General features: G+C 73.0%; 22 protein-coding genes. 5 read left to right on the top strand and 17 right to left on the bottom strand.

Going from position 1 to position 23,567, the window contains the following annotated elements; translation table 11 throughout:
• The first annotated feature begins 42 nt into the window (after positions 1-42).
• Entirely contained in the window at positions 43-3,015 is a 2,973-nt protein-coding gene (locus E5083_RS30730) for an SCO5717 family growth-regulating ATPase (protein ID WP_135788958.1), read from the top strand.
• Positions 3,016-3,077: 62 nt separating this feature from the next.
• On the opposite strand, the gene E5083_RS30725 is transcribed toward E5083_RS30730, so the two are convergent.
• The 9 genes from E5083_RS30725 to rimP form a co-directional block, all read right to left on the bottom strand.
• Entirely contained in the window at positions 3,078-4,025 is a 948-nt protein-coding gene (locus E5083_RS30725) for a bifunctional riboflavin kinase/FAD synthetase (RefSeq protein WP_135788957.1), read from the bottom strand.
• A 124-nt stretch (positions 4,026-4,149) separates the two neighbouring features.
• Positions 4,150-7,731 carry a trypsin-like peptidase domain-containing protein gene (locus tag E5083_RS30720; protein WP_135788956.1) on the bottom strand — a complete coding sequence of 1,194 codons (3,582 nt, stop codon included), beginning with the start codon at positions 7,729-7,731 and terminating at the stop codon, positions 4,150-4,152.
• Positions 7,732-7,978: 247 nt separating this feature from the next.
• Positions 7,979-8,881, bottom strand: coding sequence for a tRNA pseudouridine(55) synthase TruB (gene truB / locus E5083_RS30715; protein WP_135788955.1), 903 nt, complete (start codon positions 8,879-8,881; stop codon positions 7,979-7,981).
• Positions 8,878-9,330, bottom strand: a complete 453-nt coding sequence (rbfA, locus tag E5083_RS30710) for a 30S ribosome-binding factor RbfA (protein ID WP_031183495.1) — start codon at positions 9,328-9,330, stop codon at positions 8,878-8,880. Before rbfA ends, truB begins: the two co-directional genes overlap by 4 nt.
• A 51-nt stretch (positions 9,331-9,381) precedes the next feature.
• On the bottom strand, positions 9,382-9,675 hold the full coding sequence (locus tag E5083_RS30705) for a DUF503 domain-containing protein (protein ID WP_030817206.1): 294 nt from the start codon (positions 9,673-9,675) through the stop codon (positions 9,382-9,384).
• 268 nt (positions 9,676-9,943) lie between these two features.
• Positions 9,944-13,018 (bottom strand): translation initiation factor IF-2, encoded by a 3,075-nt coding sequence (infB, locus tag E5083_RS30700; protein ID WP_135788954.1) that lies wholly within the window; start codon positions 13,016-13,018, stop codon positions 9,944-9,946.
• A gap of 145 nt (positions 13,019-13,163) precedes the next feature.
• Complete coding sequence (locus tag E5083_RS30695) at positions 13,164-13,460, bottom strand: YlxR family protein (protein ID WP_078858668.1); 297 nt, start codon at positions 13,458-13,460, stop codon at positions 13,164-13,166.
• Positions 13,461-13,561: 101 nt separating this feature from the next.
• Positions 13,562-14,548 (bottom strand): transcription termination factor NusA, encoded by a 987-nt coding sequence (gene nusA, locus E5083_RS30690; protein ID WP_086694547.1) that lies wholly within the window; start codon positions 14,546-14,548, stop codon positions 13,562-13,564.
• Positions 14,549-14,550: 2 nt separating this feature from the next.
• Positions 14,551-15,060: a ribosome maturation factor RimP gene (gene rimP / locus E5083_RS30685; protein WP_135788953.1), complete on the bottom strand. Its 510-nt coding sequence runs from the start codon at positions 15,058-15,060 to the stop codon at positions 14,551-14,553.
• Positions 15,061-15,360: 300 nt separating this feature from the next.
• Between rimP and E5083_RS30680 the strand changes: the two genes are divergently transcribed.
• From E5083_RS30680 to E5083_RS30670, 3 genes are all read left to right on the top strand, one after another.
• Positions 15,361-15,867 carry a hypothetical protein gene (locus E5083_RS30680; RefSeq protein ID WP_135788952.1) on the top strand — a complete coding sequence of 169 codons (507 nt, stop codon included), beginning with the start codon at positions 15,361-15,363 and terminating at the stop codon, positions 15,865-15,867.
• Complete coding sequence (locus E5083_RS30675; RefSeq protein ID WP_135788951.1) at positions 15,864-16,364, top strand: ferritin-like domain-containing protein; 501 nt, start codon at positions 15,864-15,866, stop codon at positions 16,362-16,364. Before E5083_RS30680 ends, E5083_RS30675 begins: the two co-directional genes overlap by 4 nt.
• An 87-nt stretch (positions 16,365-16,451) precedes the next feature.
• Complete coding sequence (locus E5083_RS30670) at positions 16,452-17,369, top strand: aminoglycoside phosphotransferase family protein (RefSeq protein ID WP_135788950.1); 918 nt, start codon at positions 16,452-16,454, stop codon at positions 17,367-17,369.
• 51 nt (positions 17,370-17,420) lie between these two features.
• Here E5083_RS30670 and E5083_RS30665 read toward each other — a convergent pair whose 3' ends face one another.
• The 7 genes from E5083_RS30665 to E5083_RS30635 form a co-directional block, all read right to left on the bottom strand.
• Positions 17,421-19,124: a proline--tRNA ligase gene (locus E5083_RS30665; RefSeq protein WP_135788949.1), complete on the bottom strand. Its 1,704-nt coding sequence runs from the start codon at positions 19,122-19,124 to the stop codon at positions 17,421-17,423.
• A 75-nt stretch (positions 19,125-19,199) separates the two neighbouring features.
• Positions 19,200-19,730: a GNAT family N-acetyltransferase gene (locus tag E5083_RS30660; RefSeq protein WP_135788948.1), complete on the bottom strand. Its 531-nt coding sequence runs from the start codon at positions 19,728-19,730 to the stop codon at positions 19,200-19,202.
• A 34-nt stretch (positions 19,731-19,764) separates the two neighbouring features.
• Positions 19,765-20,613: a GNAT family N-acetyltransferase gene (locus tag E5083_RS30655; protein ID WP_135788947.1), complete on the bottom strand. Its 849-nt coding sequence runs from the start codon at positions 20,611-20,613 to the stop codon at positions 19,765-19,767.
• 84 nt (positions 20,614-20,697) lie between these two features.
• Positions 20,698-20,955, bottom strand: coding sequence for a DUF397 domain-containing protein (locus E5083_RS30650; protein WP_135788946.1), 258 nt, complete (start codon positions 20,953-20,955; stop codon positions 20,698-20,700).
• On the bottom strand, positions 20,952-21,209 hold the full coding sequence (locus E5083_RS30645; RefSeq protein WP_135788945.1) for a DUF397 domain-containing protein: 258 nt from the start codon (positions 21,207-21,209) through the stop codon (positions 20,952-20,954). Before E5083_RS30645 ends, E5083_RS30650 begins: the two co-directional genes overlap by 4 nt.
• Positions 21,210-21,239: 30 nt before the next feature.
• Entirely contained in the window at positions 21,240-21,497 is a 258-nt protein-coding gene (locus E5083_RS30640) for a DUF397 domain-containing protein (RefSeq protein ID WP_135788944.1), read from the bottom strand.
• On the bottom strand, positions 21,494-22,324 hold the full coding sequence (locus tag E5083_RS30635) for a helix-turn-helix domain-containing protein (protein WP_135788943.1): 831 nt from the start codon (positions 22,322-22,324) through the stop codon (positions 21,494-21,496). Before E5083_RS30635 ends, E5083_RS30640 begins: the two co-directional genes overlap by 4 nt.
• A 135-nt stretch (positions 22,325-22,459) precedes the next feature.
• Here E5083_RS30635 and E5083_RS30630 point away from each other — a divergent pair, with 135 nt between their 5' ends.
• On the top strand, positions 22,460-22,879 hold the full coding sequence (locus E5083_RS30630; protein WP_279632526.1) for an ATP-binding protein: 420 nt from the start codon (positions 22,460-22,462) through the stop codon (positions 22,877-22,879).
• Positions 22,880-22,902: 23 nt separating this feature from the next.
• Here the strand turns inward: E5083_RS30630 and E5083_RS30625 are convergent.
• Positions 22,903-23,567, bottom strand: a 665-nt coding sequence (locus E5083_RS30625) for a flavodoxin-dependent (E)-4-hydroxy-3-methylbut-2-enyl-diphosphate synthase (RefSeq protein ID WP_167513681.1), incomplete at its 5' end; no start/stop codon positions are given.

Genomic DNA, 23,567 nt, shown 5'->3' with positions numbered 1-23,567 from the left:
CCCGGCACGCGATGAAAGTGCTCGACCACACCAGGAGGAACTGTGAGCAGCGATCGGGACGGTATGCGCGGGGGCTGGGCCACACCCGACGACGACCAGCCCGACGCGGAGTCGGCCGTCGAGAACACGGGCGAGTTCACGATCGACTACGCGCCGCCCGCCTGGTACACGCAGAACGCGTCAGCCTCCGGCGGTTCGGCGGGTGGGGGTACGCACGGTTCCGGTGAGCCTGCTCCGGTGCCGCCGTTCCCGTCGACGCCGCCCGGTGCGCCGTACGCCCCTTCCGCGCCCTCCGCTCCGCCCGCGCCGCCGGTCGGCAGTCCGGTGCCGGTGCCGCAGCTTCCGACGGGGTTCGAGGCGCAGGGGGCCGATGACGCGTCGGCGCCCGTGCCGGAACCCGAGCCGGAGAACGGGGACTTGGAGTCCGGGGCGACCATGCGCTTCTCCGCCGCCGCGCTGAAGCGGGAGATCGCGGAGCGGGAGGCGGCCGAGGACGCGGCGGACAGCGGCGAGGAGGACGCCGGGGGCGCGGCCGGTGCGGACGCGGCCGGTGCGGACGCGCAGGGTGCGGCCAGTGCGGACGCAGCCGGTGCGGACGCGGATGTTGCCGCTGCCCCCGCCGAGGACCGCGACGACGAGCCGAGCGCCACCGCTGAGACCGAGGACGAGGACGTCCCGGCCGAGGCGGAGTCCGCTCAGGACGAGCCCACCGAGGACGAGCCCGAGCAGGAGGCCGAGGCCCCGGAGGCCGACGCCGAGCGCGAGGACGCCCCGGCCACAGAGCCCGCCGCCGAGACCCCCGCCGCCTGGACTCCCCCGCCCGCCCCGCAGCAGGGCGTCCCCCCGTTGCCCCCGTCGTACCAGCCCGCCGCGCCCGCCCCGGCGGCACAGTGGCCCGCGCAGGCCGGTCCCATGCCGGGCCAGCCGCCGCACGCGCCCGCGCCCCCGCAGCAGCCGCCCGCCCCGCCGCAGCCCGCCCCGGCCGCGTGGGACCAGTCGGCCCCCAACCAGCCGACCCCGCCTCCCGGTTACGGCTTCCCGCCCCAGCAGCAGAACGCTCCCCAGCAGCCGCCCGCACCGGGCCACGGCTTCCCCGCACAGCCCAACCCCGCTGCGCCGCAGCCCGGTTACGGCTTCCCGCAACAGCAGCAGCCGACGGCACCCACCCCGCCGCCCGGCCCCGCCGCCCCGCGCCAGCAGACCGTCTCCCCGCAGCCCACGAACCCCCCTGCGGCGCCCGCTGGTTACGGCTTCCCACAGCCCCCGGCCGCCTCTACTCCACCCCCCGGCCACGGCTTCCCGCAGGGGCCCGAGGGGCAGCCCCCGACCGCCCCGGCCTCGCCGCCCGGCGTCGCCGCCCCGCGCCAGCAGACCGACGCCCCTCAGCCGCCCAACTCCGCTGCCTCCGCGCCCGGTTACGGCTTCCCGCAGCCCCCGACCGCCCCGGCCTCTCCCCCAGGCCCCACCTTCCCGCGCCAGCAGACCAACTCCCCCCAGCCGCCCAACACCGCTGCCTCCGCGCCCGGTTACGGCTTCCCCCAGCAGCCCCCCGCCGCCCCGGCCTCTCCCCCAGGCCCCACCTTCCCGCGCCAGCAGACCGACTCCCCCCAGCCGCCCAGCCCGCCCGCCGGTTACGGCTTCCCGCAGCCACCGGCCACCCCCACCCCGCCCCCCGGCTACGCCTTCCCCCAGCAGCAGACCGACTCCCCGCAGCCCAACTCCCCTGCACCGCAGCCCGGTTACGGCTTCCCGCAAGGCCCCGAGGGTCAGCCGCCCGTAGACCCCCGGGCCGGTGCCGCGTGGCCGCAGCCCGTGCAGCACGACCAGCGGCAGCCCACGCATCCCGGTGCCGCGCCGCTCGGTTACACCGCGGCCGTGGAGCTGTCCTCCGACCGTCTGCTGAACAACAAGCGGCAGAAGACGCGCAGCGGGCGTCCTGCGGCGGCCGCGTCCCGGTTCAAGCTGGGCGGCAAGAAGGAGGAGGCGGAGCGGCAGCGCAAGCTGGAGCTGATCCGTACCCCGGTGCTGTCCTGCTACCGGATAGCGGTGATCAGCCTCAAGGGCGGCGTCGGCAAGACGACCACGACGACCGCGCTGGGTTCCACCCTGGCCTCGGAGCGCCAGGACAAGATCCTCGCCATCGACGCCAACCCGGACGCGGGCACGCTGGGCCGCCGGGTGCGCCGGGAGACCGGCGCGACCATCCGTGACCTGGTGCAGGCGATCCCGCATCTGCACTCGTACATGGACATCCGCCGGTTCACCTCGCAGGCGCCGTCCGGCCTGGAGATCATCGCCAACGACGTGGACCCGGCCGTGTCGACCACGTTCAACGACGAGGACTACCGGCGCGCGATAGACGTGCTCGGCCGCCAGTACCCGGTCATCCTGACCGACTCCGGCACCGGTCTGCTCTACAGCGCGATGCGCGGGGTGCTGGACCTCGCCGACCAGCTCATCATCATCTCCACGCCCTCGGTGGACGGCGCGAGCAGCGCCAGCACCACGCTGGACTGGCTGTCCGCGCACGGCTACGCCGACCTGGTCTCCCGCTCGATCACGGTCATCTCCGGGGTCCGCGAGACCGGCAAGATGATCAAGGTCGACGACATAGTGTCGCACTTCGAGACGCGCTGCCGGGGCGTGGTCGTGGTGCCGTTCGACGAGCATCTGTCGGCCGGTGCCGAGGTCAACCTCGACATGATGCGCCCCAAGGTGCGCGAGGCGTACTTCACGCTCGCGGCGATGGTCGCCGAGGACTTCGTACGGCACCAGCAGGCGCACGGGCTGTGGACCAGGGACGGCAACCCGCCGCCGGTCGCCGCGCCGCCGATGCCGGGACAGCAGGCTCCCGGCCAGCCCTACCCGCCTCAGCAGCCCCAGCCGTTCGTGCCCGGCCAGCAGCAGTACCCGTACCCGCCGCAGCAACCGCAGCCGGGCCAGCCGTACCCCCCGCAGCCCGGCCCGCAGCAGTACCCGTATCCCGGCCCGCCCCAGGCGCCCCCGCAGCAGTAACCCCACCTAACGAAGGGCGGCCGGTGCTCAGCGCACCGGCCGCCCTTTCACATCGAGAAGCGCTACGCGTCCGCGGCCACGATCTCCCGGCACCGCTCCACGTCGGCGCCCATCTGCACCAGCAGGTCGTCCAGCGAGTCGAACTTCGCCTGGCCGCGCACATAGGCGAGGAACTCCACGGCGACGTGCATCCCGTACAGGTCGAGGCCGACGCGGTCGATGGCGTACGCCTCCACCGTTCGCTCGGTGCCGTCGAACTGCGGGTTGGTGCCGACCGAGATCGCGGCGGGCATCGTCTCGCCCTGGGCGTACAGGTACCCGGCGTAGACGCCGTCGGCGGGGATGGCGGTGTGCGGCAGGGTCTCCACGTTGGCGGTGGGGAAGCCGAGTTCGCGGCCGCGCTGGGCGCCCCGGACGACCACGCCCTCCACCCGGTGCGGGCGGCCCAGGATCTCGCGGGCCCCGGCGACATCGCCCTCGGCGATCAGGTTGCGGGTCAGGGTGGAGGAGAACGGCTTGCCGCCGCCCGCCGCGCCGGTGACGTACAGGTCGACGATCTCCACCTCGAAGTCGTAGACCCGGCCCTGCTCGGCGAGGAAGTCCACGGTGCCGGCCGCGCGGTGGCCGAAGCGGAAGTTCGGGCCCTCCACGACGGCCTTGGCGTGCAGCTTGTCGACCAGCACCTTGACGACGAAGTCGGCCGGGGAGAGCTGGGAGAACTCGGTGGTGAAGGGCAGCACGAGCACCGCGTCGACCCCGAGGTCCGCCATCAGTTCGCAGCGGCGCGGGTGCGGGGCGAGCAGCGGGGGGTGGCTGCCGGGCCGTACGACCTCGCTGGGGTGCGGGTCGAAGGTGACCACGACGGCCGGGACGCCCAGCTTGCGGGCGCGGTCGACGGCGTGCTCGATGATCAACTGGTGGCCGCGGTGGACCCCGTCGTAGGACCCGATGGTGACGACGCTGCGCCCCCAGTCCTGAGGGATGTCCTCCAAGCCACGCCAGCGCTGCACTGTGACCGCTCCTCGAACCCGTGTCCGTGTCTGACTCTTGTGCAGGTCCAAGAGTGCCATGCCGGGTCACCGGGCTCCGCATCGGTACGCCCCCTGTGACCGGGCGCACGCCGAAAACCCCTGTTCACGCGGGTACGGGCGTCCCGGCGCGCTCCTCGATCGCGCGCCGGACACCGGGGCCGACGACGGCGGCCCACTCCTCCGGCGCCTCCGCAAGCCAGCGGGCGAGCCGGGCGCCGAACCCGGGCAGCTCCCGGACCAGGCCGGTGAGCCGGTGCTCGCCGCCCCCGGCGGTACGGCCGAGGAGCCGGGCGGTGCGGTGGACGAGCCCGCGGGCCTCCGCCACGACCGGGTCCGCGCCGTCGCCGTCCAGGAGGGTGGCGGCCGCGCGCAGGACCGCGACCAGAACGTCCGGGTCCCGTTCGTGAGCGAGCAGCAGGTCCAGGAGTTCGCGGCGCAGCGGGGTGGTGGCCGGGGTGCCGGGGGCGACGAGGACGGCGGCCAGGGCGGCGCGGGGCGCCTCGAAGCCCTTGCCGAGCAACCCGGTGAGCAGCGGCAGCAGCTCGGTGCGGGCGGTGGGGCCGAGGCCGAGGCGGCGGTCGACGTACTCGGCGACGCACGGGGCGGCCTCCGCGCGGGGCGCGACCGTCTCCCGGACCAGGGCGGCGATACGGCGGGCGAGCGCCGGGTCGGTGACGTCGGCGAGGGCGCGCAGGGTGACGGCGGGGTCGGGGGCGGCGCGCAGCCGGGCGCGGAAGGCGTCGAGCACGGTGTCGGGGTGGGTGGCCAGGGCGGGGAGGAGCGCGCTGGGCGGCAGGCCGCGGTCGCCGGCCGTGAAGTGGCGCAGCGCCCGCGGGAGGTGCTGGTCGCGGCTGACCGGGTCGACGGTCAGCAGGGCGAGCGCGCCGCCGTGCAGGGCACGGTCGGCGGGGCGGGCCAGCAGGGCGTGGGCGGCGCGGCGCAGCAGGGTGTGGTCGGCGGAGGTGCCGGTGTGGGGCGCGGTGCGGCGGGCGAGGACCAGTGCGGTGGCCCGGCGGCCGGGGTCCTCGTCGCGGGCCCAGCGGTCGACGGCGCGGCAGGCGGCGGAGGGCTCGTCCTCGGCGAGGACGGCGAGGAGCTCGACGGCTCTGCGGTGGCCGCTGTCGATCAGGGCCTCGGTGAGGTGGTCGAGCGCGCCGTAGCGGTGGGTGTGCAGCAGGGCCTGGGCGGCGGTGGCCACGGTGGCGTGCGGGGTGGCGGGCAGCGGGCGCTCGTCCTCGAACCAGCGGGTGAGGTACGGCTGTCCGGCGGCCGGGTCGGCGGCGAGCAGCCGGGCCGCCGCGTCCAGGTACCGCTCCCCCGCCCCCTCGGCCACCGCCGGATCGGCCGGCACCAGCCGCCGCAGCAGGGCGAACCGCTCGGCGTCGGGCAGTGCGAGCGCGGTCCAGAAGGTGGGCCCGAACTCCCCGGGCACCGCCTGCCCCGCGCGCCGCCAGGCCACGAGCCGGTCGGCCAGGAAGCGCAGCTCCTCCCGATAGGGCAGCGCGTCCGGGGCGCGCAGCAGGGTCCGGGAGAGCAGCCGGGCGGCCCACCAGGAACCGGGGTCCAGATCGAGGGCGTCGGCCAGCTCCCGCAGCCGGAAGGCGAGTTGACGGGGTCCACGACGGCGTCCGAGGAGCAGCAGGGCCTGGACGACGGGCCCGATCCGGTGGTGCGGCACCGGCATCACCCCGGCCGGGCGCTCGGCGCGCGGGCGGTGGACCAGGACGTGCAGCGCCTCGTCCAGGTCGAGATGTGTGCCCTGCACCCAGTCCGCGAACTCCTCGTGCGCGAACCGGTATCCGCCCCCGGAACGGACCAGCAGCCCCTCGTCCAGCACGGCCGACGCCCACCCGGTGCCCCCGCCGAGCCGGGCCGGAGCACGCCCGTGCGGAAAGACGGCCGCGAAGCTCTCCCGGTCCAGCAGGCCCAGCCCGTGCCCGAGCGCCCGCCGGGCGGCCTCGTGCACCTGCCCGGCGACCCGGGTGGCGAGGCGCCGTACGGCACTGTCATCGAGCCCATTGGCGGCGGCGATGCGCTCGGCGACGCGGAGGCACGTCAGGTCGAGGTGGGCGGCGAAGACGTCGTGCCGGTCCAGCGGGCGCGGGGGCGGGTCGGCCGGGAGCACGGACAGCAGGCGGGGGGTGAGCGTAGGCCGGGTGTCGGCGTCGGTGAGGGCTCCGTCGGGGACGACGTGCGGGCGCACGGGCGCGTCGGCCGGAAGCTCGGACCGGAGCCGCAGCGCGAGCGGGTGCCGGGCGTCGGCATCGGGGACGCCGTGCCGGTCCGGCGCCCGCACGGGCGCGTGGGCCGGGAGCGCGGCCCGCACCTCGGACAGCAGCCGTAGGGCCAGCGGATGTCGGGCGTCGGCGTCGGTGAGGGCGCCGTCGGGGACGCCGTACCGGGAGCGGGCGGTACGGGCCTCCTGGCGGGTGAGCGCGGTCAGGCGCAGGCGCGCGGGGAACTGCTCGGCGGCGGTCTCCCAGAACTCCTCCCCGCAGGCCAGCACCAGCCGGGCGCCGGTGGCGCGCAGCCACTCGGCGGTCCCCGTGGCCCACTCGGGCAGCAGGGCGGGCGGCATCTCCTCGGGGGCGTCGAGACAGATCAGCAGCGGGCGCCCCTCGCGGGCGGCGAGCGCGGCCAGCGGTTCGGGGTCGAGGTCGCCGAGGTCGGCGGTGCGGGCCGGTCCCGAGGCGGCGGCCATGGGCGCGGCCCGCTCCAGCGCGCGGCGGACGGCGTCGGCCACGGAGTCGTCGGTGCCCCGCAGGTCGGCCCCGCGCAGCCACAGCGTGGGAGCCGGGGCGTCGCCCCGCCGGCGCCGGGCCGCGAGCGCCGCCAGCTCGGTCGTACGGCCGCTGCCGGGGTCGCCGGTGAGCGCGAGCACGGGGTGCGGCCCCGCCATGAAGTCGGCCAACTCCCTTGCCACCGAGGCACGTTCGACGATCCCGGTCAGTCCGGTGAGGGTGCCGGGCGGGCCGTCCTGGCTGACGGAGGCGGCGCAGAGCTGGAGGACACCGGCGAGGTTGAGGTCGGTGCCGTAGGCCGGGACGGTGGCCGCGTTGCGGGCGAGCAGCGCGGTGAGCGCGGGGTCCGTCTCGCCGCCGGGGCGTACGGGGGCGGCGAAGCCGGAGTCCCGGCCGGCGGCGCGCAGGGAGGCGCCGAGGACGCCGAGGACCGCACCGGTACGGGCGTCGAGCACGGGCCCGCCGGTCGTGCCCCCGCCGGGTCGGAGCGCGTCGCGGGCGGCGGTGCCGAGCGCGAGTTCCAGCGCGTCGTCCAGCACCCGGCTGCGGCCGCCGGCCGGGTAGGCGGCGGGCGCGGCGGTGAGCACGCGCGCCTCGCGCCGGCCGCCCGCGATGATCCGTACGTAGGTGCCCGCCTCGATACGGTCGCGCACGGTCAGCGGCAGCGGGGCGACGCCCAGGTTCTCGGTGCGGACGAGCGCGAGCCCGTGGCGCGGCAGCGGGACGACGGCCTCGGCGTCGACCACGCGGGTGCGGTCGTCGGCCGCGCGCAGGAGGAGCCGGTCCAGGCCGTCGACGGCCTCGTGGCTGGTGAGCAGGGTGCCGTGGTGGTCGGCGAGGAAGCCGACGCCGCGCAGGCGCCCGGAGAGGTCGCGGATCTGCACCAGGGCGTCCGCGAAGTCGCCCACGCCGCCGCTCCCCGTTCGCGGCCCCTCTCCCGCCATGGTCCTGCCTCCCCAGCCGTGCACCCGCGTCTCACCTCGACGGTAGGCGCGCGATGATCACCGGAACAGGGCGTGGAGAGAAAGCGCCCCCTTCCGCTCCCCCGGTTCACTCCGAGCGCCCGGCCGGACGGGTGAATACGCGGTGCGGAGTGGATAGAGGTCAGGGGTGGGGGAACCGAGGGGGGACCGTGGAGCGGCGGATGTGGCACGTACCCCGTGACCGCCGCTCCACGGGCAAAAGACCCGCTCAGCCGAAGACGGCGAGGCTCTTGGCCTTGCCCTTCTGTTCCTCGACCAGCGCGAGGAAGCGGCCCTCGGGGTCGAACACCGCGACGGGACCGGCGCCCGCGTACACGTCGGGCATCTCCAGCCGGACACCGTTGAGCAGCAGCCTGCCGCGCTTGGTGTCCACGTCCCAGCGCGGGAACGCGGCGGACGCGGCCTCCGCGACCGGCATCACGGTCAGCTCGGCCTGGAGCTGGTCCAGGGTCCGCGCGGAGTCGAGCTTGTACGGGCCGACCCGCGTCCGGCGCAGCGCCGTGAGGTGGCCGCCGACGCCCAGGTCGGCGCCCAGGTCGCGGGCGAGGGCGCGGATGTAGGTGCCGGAGGAGCACACCACGGAGACGACCAGGTCGAGTACGGGGGTGCCATCCTCGGCGACCGCGTCGCGGACGTCGTACACCGTGAAGGAGGAGACGGTCACCGGGCGGGCCGGGATCTCGAAGTCCTCGCCCTCACGGGCCCGCTTGTAGGAGCGGACGCCGTCGATCTTGATGGCGCTGACCTTGGACGGCACCTGCATGATGTCGCCGCTGAGCTTGGCGATCCCGGCGTCGATCGCCTCGCGGGTCACCTTGGAGGCGTCCGTGGACGAGGAGATCTCGCCCTCGGCGTCGTCGGTGAGGGTGTTCTGGCCGAGCCGGACGGTGCCCAGGTACTCCTTCTCGGTCAGGGCGAGGTGCCCGAGGAGCTTGGTGGCGCGCTCCAGACCGAGGACGAGGACACCGGTGGCCATGGGGTCGAGCGTGCCGGCGTGGCCGACGCGGCGGGTCCGGGCGATCCCGCGCATCTTGGCGACCACGTCGTGCGAGGTGAAGCCCGACGGCTTGTCCACGATGACAAGGCCGTCGGGCGGGGTGGGCTTGGTCATTCTGCGGCGTCGTCCGTCTCGTCGTCGGACTCCGGCTTGCGGTACGGGTCCGCGCCACCGGCGTACGCGGCGCCCGAGGACGCCTCGCGCACCTGGGCGTCGGACTGCCGGGCCCGGTCGAGGAGGTCCTCGATGTTGCGGGCGGTGTCCGGCAGGGCGTCCGCGACGAAGGTCAGCGTCGGCGTGAACTTCACCCCGGCCGCGCGGCCGACCTCGGAGCGCAGGATGCCCTTGGCGCTCTCCAGGCCGGCGGCCACGGCCGCCCGCTCCTCGTCGTCGCCGTAGACCGTGTAGAAGACGGTCGCCTCCCGCAGGTCACCCGTGACCCGCGTGTCCGTGATGGTGACGTGCGAGCCGAGCCGCGGGTCCTTGATCCCACGCTGCAGCTTCTGGGCCACCACCTCACGGATGAGGTCCGCCAGCCTTTTCGCCCGAGCGTTGTCGGCCACTGGTCCGTCTCCCGTTCTTTCTTCTTCTTCGCGTTCTTCGCGTTTCTTCGGTCAGTCGTCGTCGCCGTGGAAGCGCCGTCGTACGGACAGCAGCTCCACTTCCGGGCGGGCGGCGACCAGCCGTTCGCACTGGTCCAGTACGTCGGTGAGGTGCGCGGCGTCGCCGGACACCGTGGCGAGGCCGATGAGGGCTCGCCGGTGCAGGTCCATGTGGTCCACCTCGGCCGCGCTCACGGAGTACTTCCGCTGGAGTTCGGCGACGATCGGGCGGACGACGGAGCGCTTCTCCTTCAGCGAGTGGACGTCGCCTAGGAGGAGGTCGAAGGACAGAGTCCCCACGTACATGTGAAACCGGTTAACCCGCCGGCCCGGGATCGGTGGTTCTAGCACCGTACCGCTTACCCGCCGGTGGCTCGACAGGGTTTCCGCGCCGCCTGGGGGCTCCGCCCCCAGACCCCCGTTTCCCACCCACCCACCCGTCTCGGTCGGCTTTATAGCCAACAGTTTCGGGTGGCGGGTGGGCATAGGCCGGGGGTCTGGGGGCGGAGCCCCCAGGACGGCGCGTCGGCCGACGGAACCCGGAAGGTCCCCTCGGCCGACGCACAGCGCAGCGTTACGCTCGCGGCTTCTCGCGCATCTCGTACGTCGCGATGACGTCGTCGACCTTGATGTCGTTGAAGTTTCCGAGGTTGATACCACCCTCGAAGCCTTCGCGGATCTCGGTGACGTCGTCCTTGAAGCGACGCAGACCGGAGATGTTGAGGTTCTCGGCGATGACCTTGCCGTCGCGGAGGAGGCGCGCCTTGGTGTTGCGCTTGACCTCGCCCGACCGGACCAGGACACCGGCGATGTTGCCCAGCTTGGACGACTTGAAGACCTCGCGGATCTCCGCCGTGCCGAGCTCGACCTCCTCGTACTCCGGCTTGAGCATGCCCTTGAGGGCCGCCTCGATCTCCTCGATGGCCTGGTAGATCACCGAGTAGTACCGGACGTCGACACCCTCGCGCTCCGCCATCTGCGCCGCGCGGCCCGCAGCGCGGACGTTGAAGCCGATGACGATGGCGTCGGAGCCGGTCGCCAGGTTGATGTCGGACTCGGTGACCGCACCCACACCGCGGTGCAGGATGCGGATGTCGACCTCTTCGCCGACGTCGAGCTGGAGCAGCGAGGACTCGAGAGCCTCCACCGAACCGGACGCGTCGCCCTTGATGATGAGGTTGAGTTCCTGCACCAGACCGGCCTTGAGGGCCTCGTCCAGGTTCTCCAGGGAGAACCGGACACCGCGCCGGGCGAAGTTGGCGTTGCGCTCGCGCGCCGCCCGCTTCTCCGCGATCTGACGGGCCGTACGGTCCTCGTCGACGACCAGGAAGTTGTCGCCGGCGCCCGGGACGTTGGTGAGACCGAGGACGAGGACCGGGGTCGAGGGACCCGCCTCTTCCACGTTCTCGCCCTTGTCGTCGAGCATCGCGCGGACACGGCCGTACGCGTCGCCGACCACCATGGTGTCGCCGACCCGCAGGGTGCCTCGCTGGACCAGGACGGTCGCGACGGCGCCGCGGCCACGGTCGAGGTGGGACTCGATCGCGATGCCCTGCGCGTCCTGCTCCGGGTTGGCCCGCAGGTCGAGCGAGGCGTCCGCGGTCAGGACCACGGCCTCCAGCAGGCTCTCGATGTTGAGGCCCTGCTTGGCGGAGATGTCGACGAACATGGTGTCGCCGCCGTACTCCTCGGCCACCAGACCGTACTCGGTGAGCTGACCGCGCACCTTGGTCGGGTCGGCACCCTCGACGTCGATCTTGTTGACCGCGACCACGATCGGCACGTCGGCCGCCTTGGCGTGGTTCAGCGCCTCGACCGTCTGCGGCATGACGCCGTCGTTGGCCGCGACGACCAGGATCGCGATGTCGGTCGACTTCGCACCACGGGCACGCATGGCGGTGAACGCCTCGTGACCCGGGGTGTCGATGAAGGTGATCTTGCGCTCTTCGTCGTTGACCTCGGTCGTGACCTGGTACGCACCGATGTGCTGCGTGATACCGCCGGCCTCGCCCGCGACGACGTTCGTCTTGCGGATGGTGTCCAGCAGTCGGGTCTTACCGTGGTCGACGTGACCCATGACGGTCACGACCGGCGGACGCGCGACGAGGAACTCCTCGCCACCCTCGTCCTCGCCGAACTCGATGTCGAAGGACTCGAGCAGCTCGCGGTCCTCCTCCTCCGGGCTGACGATCTCGATGACGTAGTTCATCTCGCCGGCCAGGAGCTGCAGCGTCTCGTCCGAGACGGACTGCGTGGCGGTGACCATCTCGCCGAGGTTCATCATCACGGCGACGAGCGACGCCGGGTTGGCGTTGATCTTCTCCGCGAAGTCGGTGAGGGACGCACCGCGCGACAGGCGGACGGTCTGTCCGTTGCCGCGAGGCAGCATCACGCCGCCGACCGACGGGGCCTGCATGGCCTCGTACTCCTGGCGCCTCTGCCGCTTCGACTTGCGACCGCGACGCGCGGGACCGCCGGGACGGCCGAAGGCGCCCTGCGTGCCACCACGGCCACCCGGACCACCGGGACGACCGCCGAAGCCGGGACGGCCACCGCCGCCACCGCCGGGACGGCCGGCGAAGCCGCCGCCACCGCCACCGGGACCACCGGGACGGCCGGCGAAGCCGCCGCCGCCACCGCCACCCGGACGACCGGCGAAGCCGCCGCCGCCCGGACGACCGCCGCCGCCACCGGGACGACCGCCGGCACCGGGACCGCGGCCACCGGGGCCACCGCCGCCGGGACGCGGGCCCGCGGCGGGACGCTGCGGCATCATGCCGGGGTTGGGACGCGGACCGGCCGGGCCGGGACGCGGGCCGCCCTGCGGGCGGGGCATGCCGGCGGGCGACGGACCGGGACGGCCCGGAGCCTGCGGACGGGGACCGCCGCCCTGAGCGCCCGGACCCTGCGGACGGGGACCGGCGCCGGGGGCACCGGGACCGCCGGCGGGGCGGGGGCCGCCCTGCGGACGGGGCGCCTGCGGGCGCGCCATGCCGGTGGAGCCACCGGACGTGAAGGGGTTGTTGCCCGGGCGGGGACCCGCCGGACGGGCGCCGGGACGCTGGCCCTGGCCACCGGGGCGCGGGGCGCCCTGGCCGGGACGGCCCGACTGGCCCTGACCCTGACCGCCCTGGCCGGGAGCGGCCGGACGGGCGCCACCGGGCTTGGGGGCGCCGGGACGGGCACCGCCGGAACGCGGGGCCTGCGTGGCGGGACCCTGCGCGGCGGGGGCCTGCGGAGCCTGGGCGGCCGGCGGAGCGGTGAACTCCGGGGCGGCCGGGGCCGGGCGCGGCGCGGGCTTGGGACCCGGCACCGGACGCGGGCCGGAGGCGGCCGGCGCGGGAGCCGCCGGGGCAGCGGGCTGCTGCGCGGCGGGCTTGGGGGCGCCCGGCTTCGGGGCAGCCGGACGAGCCGACGGCGCCGGGGAGGGCGCGCCGGGCTTGGGGGTTGCCTTGCGCGGGGCGGGCTTGCCGGCGGACTTGCCGTTGCCACCGCCCTGGAAGGCGTCGGTCAGCTTGCGTACGACAGGCGCTTCGATCGTCGAAGACGCCGAACGGACGAATTCACCGAGTTCTTGGAGCTTGGCCATGACGACCTTGCTCTCGACACCGAACTCCTTGGCGAGTTCGTATACCCGGACCTTAGCCACTTCGCTCCTTTGAGGTCCGGGTGATGCCGGACCGTCGCTAGTTCATGGGCGTACTCATCGCGTACTCATCGAGTGCTCATCGCAATCTCGACCTGCTTTCGACTCGCGAGGTACCAGGCCGCCACGGTGTTCCGGGCGGCGCTTCTTACGGTGTTGCCTGCTCGGCAACTGTTGTCTGCTCGACGTATCGGCGCAACGCGTTTGTGTCGAGCGCTCGCGGGGCGCGCAGTGCCCGCGTGAACGCCCGGCGGCGAACCGCCTGGTCCAGACAGACCGGTGCCGGGTGTACATAAGCACCCCGGCCGGGCAGCGTACCGCGAGGATCGGGGACGCAGGCGTCCTCGATCATCACGATCCGCAGTAGATCGTTCTTGGCCGCCCGCTTCCGGCACCCCACACAGGTGCGTTCAGGGCATGCTCGGGTGTGCGTCCGGCCAGACACGGTTAAGTCTACCTCCCCGTACCGACCTCACCCCTTTGGGGCAGAGATCGAACAGTTGCAGTGTGGTGAACGGTCACGATCGGTCGGCACCAGTCGGCGCGCTAGTCGGTGACCTGCTCGGTGTCCGGCCGGATGTCGATGCGCCAGCCGGTGAGACGGGCGGCGAGCCGGGCGTTCTGGCCCTCCTTGCCGATCGCCAGCGAGAGCTGGTAGTCCGGCACGGTGACCCGGGCGGAGCGGGCGGCGAGGTCCACGACCTCCACCTTGCTCACCCGGGCGGGTGACAGGGCGTTCGCCACCATCTCGGCCGGGTCGTCCGACCAGTCGACGATGTCGATCTTCTCGCCGTTCAGCTCGCCCATCACGTTGCGCACCCGGCCGCCCATCGGGCCGATGCAGGCGCCCTTGGCGTTCAGGCCCGAACGGGTGGACCGTACGGCGATCTTGGTGCGGTGGCCGGCCTCGCGGGCGATGGCGGCGATCTCCACGGAGCCGTCCGCGATCTCCGGCACCTCCAGGGAGAACAGCTTCTTCACCAGGTTGGGGTGGGTGCGCGAGAGGGTGACCGAGGGGCCGCGCACACCCTTGGCGACGCGGACCACGTAGGACCGCAGCCGCATGCCGTGCTGGTAGGTCTCGCCGGGGACCTGCTCCTGCACCGGCAGGATGGCCTCCAGCTTGCCGATGTCGACCAGCACGTTCTTCGGGTCGCGGCCCTGCTGGACCACGCCGGTGACGATGTCGCCCTCACGGCCGGCGTACTCGCCGAGCGTGGCGTCGTCCTCCGCGTCGCGCAGCCGCTGCAGGATGACCTGCTTGGCGGTGGTGGCGGCGATCCGGCCGAAGCCGGAGGGGGTGTCGTCGAACTCGCGGCGCTCCTGCCCCTCCTCGACGTCCTCCGGGTCCTCCTTCGCCCACACGGTCACGTGACCGCTCTGGCGGTTCAGCTCCACGCGCGCGTGGCGGCGGCTGCCCTCGGTGCGGTGGTACGCGATGAGGAGGGCCGACTCGATCGCCTCGACCAGCAGGTCGAAGGAGATCTCCTTCTCCCTGACCAAGCCCCGCAGGGCGCTCATGTCGATGTCCACGGCTACGCCTCCTCCTCTTCCTTCATGTCCTTCTTGTCCTTGCGGTTGAACTCGACCTGCACCCGCGCCTTGGCGATCTCCGGGAAGGCGAGCCGGCGGTGGGTGGCCTTGCGGCCCTTCACCCCGGGGACCTCCAGGTCCACGCCCTCGTCGTCCGTGTCGAGGATGCGCGCGACCACTTCGCCGCCGTCGGCCAGCTGGAACTTGACCAGCCGGTCCACGGCGCGCCGGTAGTGGCGGGGTTCGGTCAGGAGGCGCTCGGCGCCCGGGGTGCCGACCTCCAGGTCGTACGCCTCGTCGCCCATCGCGTCGGTCTCGTCGAGCTTCGCCGAGAGCGCGCGGCTCACATCGGCGATCCGGTCCAGGTCCGCTCCGGTGTCGGAGTCGACGACCACGCGCAGCACACGCTTGCGTCCGACGGAGTCGACGGCGATCTCCTCGAGATCCAGCCCCTGGGAGGTGACGAGCGGTTCGAGCAGCTCTCGCAGCCTCTCGCTCTGGGTGGTGCTCATCCGGGTGACTCCTCGGCCGCGTGTGCTGTTGTGGGATGGTCGCGTGTCTGGTCAAAGGGTATCCGGTCGCGATGGGTGTTGCCGTCCACCCTCGGCGTCACCGCCCCTCCCGCGCGTCCGTCCGGTGGGCGGTGAGGGGTGAGGAACGGTGCCGGTGAGTGGTGCGGGGACGGGGCGCGGGTACGGTGATCACGGGCGGGCGGCCTGTTCGAAAAGGGCCCCGCTCTCCGGTGCCCTCCCCCGTGTCTCCGCTGCCTCTCCCCCGCCTCTCCCCGTACGAGTTCCCCGAGGACGTCTGCCGTGTCGTACTCCCCACCGCCGCGCGCCCGCTCGGGGCCGCGCAGAAGAACCCTGCTCGCCTCCCTGGCCGGTGCCACCGCCCTGCTGACGGGCTGCTCGGCCGGTTCGAACCCCGCCGAGCGCGCGGCCTCGGCGGCCACTCGCGCCCGCGCGCGTGCGGCGCGGGACAGCGCCGATCTGCTGGCGCGCTACGACGCGGTGCTCGACGCGCACCCGGCGCTCGCCGACCGGCTGTCCCCGCTGCGGGCCGCGGTGGCCGCGCACCGGGACGCCTTCGGCGGCACGCCCGCCAAGGACAGCAAGGCTCAGAGGTCACCCTCCCCCGTCCCCACCGCGTCCGCGGACCGCAAAGAGGCGCTGACCTCGCTGGCGTCCGCCGAGCGGACCGTGGCGGACCGGCGCGCGGCGGCGCTGCTGGAGGTGCCGGGCGAGCTGGCCCGGCTGATGGCATCGGTGTCGGCGGCCGGGTCCGCGCACGCGTATCTGCTGACGGAGGCGGCGAAGTGAGCGATGGCGAGAAGACGAAGCAGGCCGAACTGACCGCTCTCCAGGCCGCGTTGGCGGCGGAGCACGCGGCGGTGTACGGCTACGGGGTCGTCGGCGGCCGGATCGGCGCGCCCCGGCAGGGCGAGGCCCGCTCCGCGTACGACGCCCACCGCGCGGCCCGCGACACCCTGGCCCGCTCGGTCCGCGACCTGGGCGGCGACCCGGTGGCGGCGAGCCCCGCGTACGCCCTCCCCTTCTCGGTGGCCGACTCCTCGGCCGCCCTGCGCCTGGCCGCGCAACTGGAGGAACGTCTCGCCGCCGTCTACGCCGACCTGGTCCGCGCCACCACGGGCCCCCGCCGCACCACAGCCACCGCATCCCTACGCGAGTCAGCAGTACGCGCGGTCCGCTGGTCGGGCCACACCCCCACCTTCCCGGGCCTCGCCGAACGCACCGACGACACGACAGGCCACGCCGGCGCGGGTGACACCGCACCTTCCGCGTCTCCCACGGCCTGAAGCGGGTACCTGGAAGGCGTAGCCTTCCCTGGGCCTTCGGTTGTAAGGGACAGGGGGCGGACGCAGGAGAAGGGGAACGACTCGCGCATGGCTTTGGAACCGCCCCGGCGACTGGTCCGGGCGAGCCGGGAGACCGCGCCGCCCGGTGATGAGTGGCTGGCGGGGCTGCCGGAGGCGGCTGAACGGGCGGTTGCCGAGCGTGAGTTGACCGTGGACCGGGTGCAGGTGCCGGGTGGCCGGAGCAGCCTGGTGCTGCTGGTGCGGCGCGCGGACGACAGCCCCGCTGTGCTGAAGCTGGCGCCCGCGCGGGCCCGGCCGGAGAGCGAGCGGGCCGCGCTGGCGCACTGGGGCGGCCTGGGTGCCGTACAGCTCTTGGACGGTGGGCCCGAGGACGTGGCGGAGGGCGCGCTGCTGCTGGAGCGGCTGCACCCGGACGTGTCGGTGCGCTCGCTGCCGGAGGCGAAGGCGCTGCTGGAGGCGGCCGGGACGCTGCGCCGCCTGTGGGTGGACCCGCCGGCCGGCGAGGGCGCGCACCGGTTCGAGACGGTGGCGGAGCGTACGGGGCGGCAGGCCGAGGCGATGGCCGCGAGCGCCGAGAAGGACCCCGACTCGGCGCCCCTGGTGGACGCGGCGCTCGCGGTGCGCGAGGAGCTGCTGGCCGACGCGCCGGACCACCGGCTGCTGCACGGCACGTTCCGGCAGAGCAAGGTGCTCGGCGGGGAGCGGCTGCCGTGGCTGGCGGTGGGCCCGGACCCGGTGGTCGGCGAGTCCGCGTTCGACCTGGCGCGGCTGGTGCGGGACCGGGTGGAGGACCTGATCGCGGTGCCGTCCGGCGCCTCGGTGACCCGGCGCCGGATCAAGCGCCTCGCGGAGTCCCTGGAAATCGACCAGGAGCGGCTGCGCGGCTGGACCCTGTTCCGTGCCGTGGAGTCCGGGGTACGAGCCCGCCGAGTGGGCCGGGAACAGGACGCGGACCTGCTGCTCGAATTCGCCACCTGGCTCTAGCGGACAGCAAAGAAGGCCCGGCCAAGCGGCCGGGCCTTCTCATGCATCCGCTCAGGCGGTGAGGCGGGCGATGGCCTCCTCGACCGTCAGCTCCTCGCGCTCACCGGTCTTGCGGTCCTTCAGCTCCAGCACACCGTCCGCCGAGCGGCGCCCGGCGACCAGGATCTGCGGCACGCCGATCAGCTCGGCGTCGGTGAACTTCACGCCCGGCGAGACCCCGGCCCGGTCGTCGACCAGGACGCGGACGCCCGCGGCGGACAGCTTCTCGGCGACGTCGAGGGCCAGCTCCGTCTGGAGCGCCTTGCCCGCGGCGACCACGTGCACGTCGGCCGGGGCGATCTCCTTGGGCCAGCACAGCCCGTGCTCGTCGGCGGTCTGCTCGGCGAGGGCGGCGACGGCGCGGGAGACACCGATGCCGTAGGAGCCCATGGTGACGCGGACGGGCTTGCCGTTCTGGCCGAGCACGTCGAGCTTGAGGGCGTCGGCGTACTTGCGGCCGAGCTGGAAGATGTGGCCGATCTCGATGGCCCGGTCCAGCTTCAGCCCCGCGCCGCACTTGGGGCAGGGGTCGCCCTCCTGGACCACGACGACGTCGACGTACTCGTCCACCTCGAAGTCATGCCCGGCGACGACGTTCTTCGCGTGCGTGTGCTCCTTGTTCGCGCCGGTGATCCAGCCGGTGCCGGGGGCGACGCGGGGGTCGGCGATGTACTTGACCTTCTCGCCCAGGCCCTGCGGGCCGACGTAGCCGCGCACCAGGTCGGGGCGGCCGACGAAGTCCTCGGCGGTGACCAGCTCGACGGCGGCCGGGGCGAAGTGCTCCTCGACCTTGCCCAGGTCGACCTCGCGGTCCCCGGGCACGCCCACGGCGACGATCTCGCCGTCCACCTTGACCAGCAGGTTCTTCAGCGTGGCGGAGGCGGGGACGCCGAGGGAGGCGGCGAGGGTCTCGATGGTCGGGGTGTCCGGGGTGGGGATCTCCTCCAGCGCGGGCACGGCCGAGCCGTCGACGGCGGCCAGCTCGTAGTGCACGGCCTCGGTGTTGGCGGCGAAGTCGCAGTTGGGGCAGTCGGCGAAGGTGTCCTCGCCGGCCTCGGCGGGGGCGAGGAACTCCTCGGACTGTGAGCCGCCCATGGCACCGGCGGTGGCCGCGACGATGCGGTAGTCGAGGCCGAGGCGCTCGTAGATCCGCTGGTAGGCGGCGCGGTGCAGGGCGTAGGAGGAGGCCAGGCCCTCGTCCTCGGTGTCGAAGGAGTACGAGTCCTTCATCAGGAACTCGCGGCCGCGCAGGATGCCCGCGCGGGGACGCGCCTCGTCCCGGAACTTGGACTGGATCTGGTACAGGATCACCGGCAGGTCCTTGTAGGAGGACGCCTGGTCCTTCACCAGCAGGGTGAAGATCTCCTCGTGGGTCGGGCCGAGGAGGTAGTCGCCGCCCTTGCGGTCCTGGAGGCGGAACAGCTCGGCGCCGTACTCGTCCCAGCGGCCGGTGGCCTCGTAGGGCTCGCGCGGCAGCAGGACGGGGAGGACGACCTCCTGGGCGCCGATGGCGTCCATCTCCTCGCGCACGATCCGCTCGACGTTGGCGAGGACCTTGGTGCCCAGGGGCAGCCAGGACCAGATGCCGGCGGCGGTGCGGCGGACGTAACCGGCGCGGACGAGGAGCTTGTGGCTGAGGACCTCGGCGTCCGCCGGGTCGTCGCGCAGCGTCTTCGCCAACAACTTGGACATGCGCTGGACCGGTACGTTCGCCATTGTTCTCGTACTCCTGCCGGAAATGTAGGTGATGGCTAGGAGGTTAGCCGGGGCTCCCGCGCGGGTGGAAATCGGTTAACGGCGGCGCAGCGGGAGGGGCGCGCCCATCACCGCGTACGGCTTGGGGGCGCTCGGGAAGTGGACCTGGCGGGCCAGGTCGGTGTAGCCGAGGGCGTGGTAGAGGCCGCGGGCGGGGCTGTCGGTGTCGATGGCGGAGAGGATCGAGCGGGGTTCGTCGGCGCTGTCGGTGATGCGGGTGATCAGGCGGCGGCCGATGCCCCGGTTCTGGTGCCCGGGGTGGACGTGCAGCTCGGTGATGACGAAGGACTCGTCCAGCCAGCCGTCGTTGCCCTCGGCGCGCAGGTACGGCTCCACGATGGTGGACCACCAGTGGGCGCGGGAGTTGGGCATCCCGTACACGAACCCGATCAGCGCGCCCCGGCTGGTGGCGCCGAGGGCGCGGGCGCCGGGCATGCGCATGTGGCGCTGGACGATCTGGCGGCGTACGGCGATCTCGTCGGCGCCGAGGCCGAAGGCGAGGGCCTGGACGGCGAGGGCCTCGTCGACGTGGGCTTCGAGGTCCAGGGTGCCGATCACGAGGTCCATGCCGGGAGCGTACAGGGACGGCCCGGGATGCCCGTCAGAAGAGGATGCTCATGAACTCGCCGACCTCTTCGAACCCCACCCGGCGGTAGGTGGCGCGGGCGGCGGTGTTGAAGTCGTTGACGTAGAGGCTGGCGATGGGCGCGATGTCGGCGAGCGCGTAGCGCAGTACGGCGGCCATGCCGGGGGCGGCGAGGCCCTTGCCCCGGTACTCGGGGGCGACCCAGACGCCCTGGATCTGGCACGCCTGGGCGGTGGCGGCGCCGATCTCGGCCTTGAAGACCACGTTGCCGCTGCCGTCGATGCGGGCGAAGGAGCGACCGGAGCCGACGAGTTCCGCGACGCGGGCCTGGTAGAGCAGGCCGCCGTCGCCGGCCATCGGGGAGACGCCGACCTCCTCGGTGAACATGGCCACGCACGCGGGCATGATCGTGTCCATCTCGTCCTTGCGGACGCGCCGGACGTAGGGGTCCGGCTGGATGTCCTCGGGCATGTGGTCAGTGATCATGAGGGGCTGGCGGGCGCGGACCTCGCGGGCGGGGCCCCAGTGCGGTTCCAGCAGGCGCCACAGCTCGGAGGTGGGCCCGGCGGGGCCGACGATGGAGGAGCAGCGGCGCCCGGCCCGGCGGGCGCGGTCCGCGAAGGCGCGGACGGCACGGGGGGTGGCACAGACGGGGACGAGGTTGGCGCCCGCGTAGCACAGCGACGTGAGCATGCCGTCCTCGTACCAGCCCCACATCTCGCCGCCGAGGCGCCACGGGTCGAGACCGGCCACCTTGACCCGGGCGGTCACGAAGGCGTTGGCGACGGGCTCGCGGTCGAGAACCGCGAGCGCTGCGTCGAGGTCGCTCGGTTCGAGCACCCGTGAGGTGGTCTGGGTCAACACGTGCGGGGGCCTCACCCTGGGGTCTGCGCTGGTCCTGGCACTATAGCCGCGCGACCCTCCGGGGGCTTGCCCGCCGTACCCCTCTCACCCCCGCACGAGCCCCAGAAACGCGCGCCACGCGGTGGCCGGCACGGAGAGGGTGGGGGCGGTGAGGGGGTTCTGCTTGGAGTCGCGGACGTGGATGGTGGCGGGGCAGGCGGCGACCTCTACGCATTGGCCTCCGGCCCCGCTGCTGTGACTGGACCGGTGCCAGGGGAGGGCGGCTTCGAGGCATTCACCGCCGTCGCCACTGCTGTAGCTGCTCTTGAACCACGTCAGCTCGGACAGCTTCTCGACGTTCATGCCTGGACGAGCCCCAGGAACGCGTGCCACGCCGTGGTCGGTACGGAGAGGGTGGGGGCGGTGACCGGGTTCTGCTTGGAGTCGCGCACGTGGATGGTGGCGGGGCAAGCGGCGACCTCGACACACTGGCCGCCGTCGCCCTGACTGTAGCTGGACTTGTGCCAGGGGAGGGCGACTTCGAGGCATTCGCCGCCTTGGCCGGTGCTGTAGCTGCTCTTGAACCACGTCAGGTCTGACGGCTTCTCAACAGTCATGTCTCACAGCCTCCCCCGCCGCAATCCCTGTCAAGCCTGGACAAGCCCCAGGAACGCGTGCCACGCCGTGGTTGGCACGGAGAGGGTGGGGGCGGTGGCGGGGTTCTGCTTGGAGTCGCGGACGTGGATGGTGGCGGGACAGGCGGCGACCTCTACGCACTGACCGCCATCGCCGTCGCTGTAACTGGACTTGCGCCACGGTAGGGCGACTTCGAGGCACTCCCCGCCGCCGCCGCTGCTGTAGCTGCTCTTGAACCACGTCAGGTTGGACGGCTTCTCGACGTTCATGTCTCTCCCAGCAACTTCTCTACTAATGCCAGCGACTTGCGCGGTCTCAGGGCCTGGGCACGCAGGAGACTGTAGCGCTCCTCCATCTCCCTGACCGTCTGAGTATCGGAGTAGAGGCGGCTCCCCTTGTGCGCGTCCGCGTAGCCGATCCTGCGCCCCTTCGCCGTGTCGATCAAGGTGAAGGTACCAAATAGGGCAGCGTGCTCTTCGCACTCGTTCGGCATGACCTGGATCTCCACGTTACGCCGCTGTCCGATGAGCAGGATCTGCTCCAACTGCCCACGCATGACCGCCGGTCCGCCCCACCCCTTGTGCAGAAGAGCTTCCTCCATCACGAAGCTCATGGTGGGCGCAGACTTGCGCTGGAAAATCTCCTGCCGAGCCAGTCGCGCAGCGACGCGCTGCTCGATGGTCGCCTCGTCCAGCAGGGGCCGTCGCATGGTGAACACCGTCCGCGCGTAGTCCTCCGTCTGCAACAGGCCGTTAATCAGTAGTGCGTCATACACATGCCACCCGACGGCTTCCTTCTCGAGCCTCGCCGCATCCCGGAAGAAGGCCGGATACTGCGCCTTCTCCATGTCCTCGATGAAGTCGGCCAGCATCCCGCCCGCGTCCAGCACCTCATCCGCCCGCCCGATGAACTTCGCGTTCGGGATGCGCCTGCCGACCTCGTACGACGTGATCGTGGCAGCCGAGTACCCCGTACGACGGCCCAACTCGGCCCGATCCACCCCCGCTTGGACACGCAACCGCTTCAGCAACCGTCCGAAGACGAGCGGAATGCCCGAGCCCGGCGCTTCCTGGTCCTCCTGTGATTCCTCGCTCATGCATACCCCCAATGCCCATACGCCACCCTCGGTCACGGCGCGCTCGTGTACAGCCGCACCCCGCCCGTGTACAACGCCTGGTGGTCCGGGTGCGGCCGCTGTTCAACGCTACTGAGCGTGCGGGACCGTAACGGCGTGAAATCAGAAATCTCCACCCAGGAATTCGCGATGCGCTTCACCGCGACCCCGAGGGGCGCACGGCTCGCCCGGCGGCTGGTCTCGCTCCGGCTGGACGAATGGGGGCATCCCTACGACGGCCGGCTCAACGAAGCCGTCACGCTGATCGCGGCCGAGCTGGCCGCCAACGCCGTACGGCACGGCCGCGTACCCGGCCGGGACTTCCATCTGCGGCTCGCCGGGGAGGACGGCGCCGTACGCGTGGAGGTCTCGGACACGCTGACCGAGCGGCTGCCCGAGATCCGGGTGCCGTGCGGCGAGTCCGGGCGGGGGCTGATCCTGGTCGAGGCGCTCGCGGACAAGTGGGGCGTGGCGCCGAGGCAGCCCGGCAAGACGGTGTGGGCGGAGGTACGGCAAAGTCCCGCCACCGAAGGATGACGGGACTCGGATGCCGGGGTGGGTCAGCCCGCGACCGCCACCGTCGGCTCGCCCGAGGTGATGCCATCGGCCTCCATCTGCTCGGCCAGCTTCATGGCCTCCTCGATGAGGGTCTCCACGATCTTCGACTCGGGGACGGTCTTGATGACCTCGCCCTTGACGAAGATCTGGCCCTTGCCGTTGCCCGAGGCGACGCCGAGGTCGGCCTCGCGGGCCTCGCCGGGGCCGTTGACGACACAGCCCATGACGGCGACACGGAGCGGGACCTCCATGCCGGTCAGGCCCGCGGTGACCTCTTCGGCCAGCTTGTAGACGTCGACCTGGGCGCGGCCGCAGGACGGGCAGGAGACGATCTCCAGGCCGCGCTGCTTGAGGTTCAGCGACTCCAGGATCTGGTTGCCGACCTTGACCTCCTCCACCGGCGGGGCCGACAGGGAGACGCGGATGGTGTCACCGATGCCCTCGGAGAGCAGCGCGCCGAAGGCGACGGCGGACTTGATCGTGCCCTGGAACGCCGGGCCCGCCTCGGTCACACCCAGGTGGAGCGGGTAGTCGCACTGCGCGGCGAGCTGGCGGTACGCCTCGATCATCACGACCGGGTCGTTGTGCTTCACCGAGATCTTGATGTCCCGGAAATCGTGCTCCTCGAACAGCGACGCCTCCCACAGCGCCGACTCCACCAGCGCCT

Origin of the sequence: Streptomyces bauhiniae (genome assembly GCF_004784475.1) — a bacterium.
GTDB classification, from domain to species: Bacteria; Actinomycetota; Actinomycetes; order Streptomycetales; family Streptomycetaceae; genus Streptomyces; species Streptomyces seoulensis.
The sequence above is the reverse complement of the archived record's forward strand: the minus strand, read 5'-3'. Positions and strand labels throughout refer to the sequence as shown.

Bases quoted from the DNA above. Each gene is read 5' to 3' on its own strand.
- E5083_RS30720 (WP_135788956.1), bottom strand. From the start codon at position 7,731: ATGGCGGGAGAGGGGCCGCGAACGGGGAGCGGCGGCGTGGGCGACTTC.
- truB (WP_135788955.1), bottom strand. From the start codon at position 8,881: ATGACCAAGCCCACCCCGCCCGACGGCCTTGTCATCGTGGACAAGCCG.
- E5083_RS30705 (WP_030817206.1), bottom strand. From the start codon at position 9,675: ATGTACGTGGGGACTCTGTCCTTCGACCTCCTCCTAGGCGACGTCCAC.
- rimP (WP_135788953.1), bottom strand. From the start codon at position 15,060: ATGAGCACCACCCAGAGCGAGAGGCTGCGAGAGCTGCTCGAACCGCTC.
- E5083_RS30670 (WP_135788950.1), top strand. From the start codon at position 16,452: ATGGCTTTGGAACCGCCCCGGCGACTGGTCCGGGCGAGCCGGGAGACC.
- E5083_RS30665 (WP_135788949.1), bottom strand. From the start codon at position 19,124: ATGGCGAACGTACCGGTCCAGCGCATGTCCAAGTTGTTGGCGAAGACG.
- E5083_RS30660 (WP_135788948.1), bottom strand. From the start codon at position 19,730: ATGGACCTCGTGATCGGCACCCTGGACCTCGAAGCCCACGTCGACGAG.
- E5083_RS30650 (WP_135788946.1), bottom strand. From the start codon at position 20,955: ATGAACGTCGAGAAGCTGTCCGAGCTGACGTGGTTCAAGAGCAGCTAC.
- E5083_RS30645 (WP_135788945.1), bottom strand. From the start codon at position 21,209: ATGACTGTTGAGAAGCCGTCAGACCTGACGTGGTTCAAGAGCAGCTAC.
- E5083_RS30640 (WP_135788944.1), bottom strand. From the start codon at position 21,497: ATGAACGTCGAGAAGCCGTCCAACCTGACGTGGTTCAAGAGCAGCTAC.
- E5083_RS30635 (WP_135788943.1), bottom strand. From the start codon at position 22,324: ATGAGCGAGGAATCACAGGAGGACCAGGAAGCGCCGGGCTCGGGCATT.